Source organism: Marinilabilia salmonicolor (assembly GCF_003003035.1).
GTDB lineage: Bacteria > Bacteroidota > Bacteroidia > Bacteroidales > Marinilabiliaceae > Marinilabilia > Marinilabilia salmonicolor_A.
In genome coordinates this window covers 1-2,432 of sequence record NZ_PVTS01000048.1, presented here as the reverse complement: position 1 = coordinate 2,432, position 2,432 = coordinate 1, and the positions used below count along the sequence as shown (strand labels likewise).

At 42.8% G+C, this 2,432-nt stretch carries 3 protein-coding genes; all 3 read right to left on the bottom strand.

Going from position 1 to position 2,432, the window contains the following annotated elements:
- Window positions 1–20 precede the first annotated feature (20 nt).
- The 3 genes from tnpC to tnpA all read right to left on the bottom strand — a co-directional run bounded on the left by tnpC (window position 21) and on the right by tnpA (window position 2,366).
- Entirely contained in the window at window positions 21–1,595 is a 1,575-nt protein-coding gene (gene tnpC, locus BY457_RS18795) for an IS66 family transposase (protein WP_258176798.1), read from the bottom strand.
- A gap of 72 nt (window positions 1,596–1,667) precedes the next feature.
- Window positions 1,668–2,018: an IS66 family insertion sequence element accessory protein TnpB gene (gene tnpB, locus BY457_RS18790; protein ID WP_106154864.1), complete on the bottom strand. Its 351-nt coding sequence runs from the start codon at window positions 2,016–2,018 to the stop codon at window positions 1,668–1,670.
- A 3-nt stretch (window positions 2,019–2,021) separates the two neighbouring features.
- Window positions 2,022–2,366 (bottom strand): IS66 family insertion sequence element accessory protein TnpA, encoded by a 345-nt coding sequence (gene tnpA / locus BY457_RS18785; RefSeq protein WP_146131017.1) that lies wholly within the window; start codon window positions 2,364–2,366, stop codon window positions 2,022–2,024.
- Window positions 2,367–2,432 lie beyond the last annotated feature (66 nt).

Sequence of the window (2,432 nt, the reverse complement as noted above, 5' to 3'; positions counted from 1 at the left end):
GTATCCACCCCAGCAAAACCTTATTCCTGGAGTAATTTTTTATCAATAAATTGCGGCAAAAGTTCTTTGAAATTTTCGGCAGGTGTGATGTGGATATTTTCCATGGCGTACTTCAGCCACTTCTGGGGATCGATGTCAAGCTTCTTGCAAGTTCCAAAAAAGCTGTAGAACATTGCGATGTTTATGGCAGCATCATGTGAGCCGGCAAACAAATAGTTCTTACGTCCAAGAGCCAGGGGACGGATAGAGTTTTCCACCAGGTTGCTGTCTATTTCCAGCATTCCATTGGTAAGATAGTTCTGAAGGCTGGTCCATCGATTTTTGCAATACTCAAAAGCTTTCCCTAATGGACTCCTTGGCATTACAGAACCTTTGTGCTCGTTGATATACGCCCCTAATTCATTAATTACAGGCAGAGCTTTTTCCAGTCTCATGGCATGCCGTTGCTCGTGGGATAAATTCTTGTCCCGTGCGATGGCCTCAATGGCATAAAGAAGCTGAATGAGACTTAGCGCGTGAGAGGCACGTTCCTGATCGTTTTTCAAGGCGGCATCAAAGTAACGTCTTGCATGCGCCCAGCAAGATAAATGGGTCAGTCTTGCTTTCTTAGCTAAAAAAGTATAGCCACTGTAACCGTCGGTTTGCACAAATCCACGGAACGAACTCAAGTCGTCGATGGGGCCATTGGCCGATCGGCTCTTGTAGTACTCAAACAGCACGCTTTTTGACAATGGGGCATACCGAACCCACATGTACCCCTGGTGACACGTTCCTTTTTTGTTGCGATCTTGCACTTTTATTGGTGATTCATCGATCATTTGATAAATTTCCCTGAAAACATGTAGTCGGTGCACTGCGTATAAAGGTCGCAATAAATTAGCTCCAAGTTTTATCCAGGATTCCAGCGTAGAGTCCGGAATGGTAACCCCCATCTGGATAAGCATCTGGCGGGTGCGGTAAACCGGTAAGTGGTATAGGTATTTATTGGTAAAGATCATCCCCAGCAGATTGGCACTGGCGATGCATTTATGAAGAGGCCTGTTTAAAGGAGCAATTACCTGCTTTTGGCTGGCCTTCTCGTCCTCTTTGGCGATGTACTTGTTACGGATATAACGATTGCGAAACAATCTGGCAGGCGTATAATCCAACTCTTCAGTGATTTCCTGACCAATACACACCATACCTGTGGTGTTTTCCTCCGGCTCTAAAACAATCTCATTGACCGGCAAATGATCAGGCAATAGCATGCGTCCAGGATGTTCTTTTCTGACTCTCTTGCGCATGTATTCAATACGAATCTTCTCTTGTTCTTCTTTAACAGCCTTAGAGATAGCAGCAACCTCCTCATCAAAGGACAATGTTAACTGATCGGGATGAACCTGAGGAATGAAGCGCTCACGTTTGGAACCGAATATTAAACGGCGCATTTGGTCATTGTGAAAGGCAAGATGCTCTACATCCTGATTAAGTTTTTGAATGGCAGAGTCTTTCTCTGAAATAACAGCTTCTTTCTCCAAAAGAGCCGCTTCCAGAGCCGATATTTTGGCTTCCAGTTGAGCAGTGTTTTGGCTATGTGAAATGTGCTGTTTTTTCATACACAAATATAATATTAAATATTTGATTGACAAATATTTAAACCAATATTTACAGATATTAAACAACAAGAATCAGCTGATTTTAAACCGCTTTTTTCGTTTTAAATTTTTAAAGGAAAGACCTTCCAAAATCATCATCAATTCCTCTCGGGTAATGAGTCGTGCTGGTGTTGTTTTATCCTGGTCTCCTATAGAATATCTGCCCCGCTCCAGGCGTTTGTAAAATAAGGCAAAACCATCCCCGTCCCAAAATAACAGCTTTATGTGTGTTCCGGTACGATTTATGAAAATGAAAACGGAACCACTTACAGGATCCTGCTTCAACTCATTGCGCACGATTCCAGATAGTCCGTCAAAGCCATTGCGCATATCAACAGGCTTACAGCATAAATAGTACTGTAAGTTTGCACTCAGTCCAATCATGGTCTAGTAAATTTTCAGGCACATGCCACTTGGAAAAGTAAGGGTCATTTGTGGCAATCGCTCATCCTGCAGAGACAGGACTTCCTTTGTTGACGAAGATTTTGCCAGGCTACTTGAATCTCCCGACTGATCTTTAACACCGAATGAGCCAAGATCAATGAACTTTAGGCTGGAGTCGCTTTCCACTTTTTTTGTTTTGTGACTGGCTTTATATTTATTTACCCAGTATTGCATTTTGTGGCGAGTTACTCCGATTTGTTTTGCGTAACTTGAAATGGTCTTACCATTGCTCTGCTGAATAGCCACATGCTCAAGCATGCTCTGGTTTAAAGATTTTCTGTGTTGCATGATTTTTTTTGACAAAGGTAGGCGTCTGGATCATGCCAGGAAAGATGTCATTGCTGGGGTGGATAC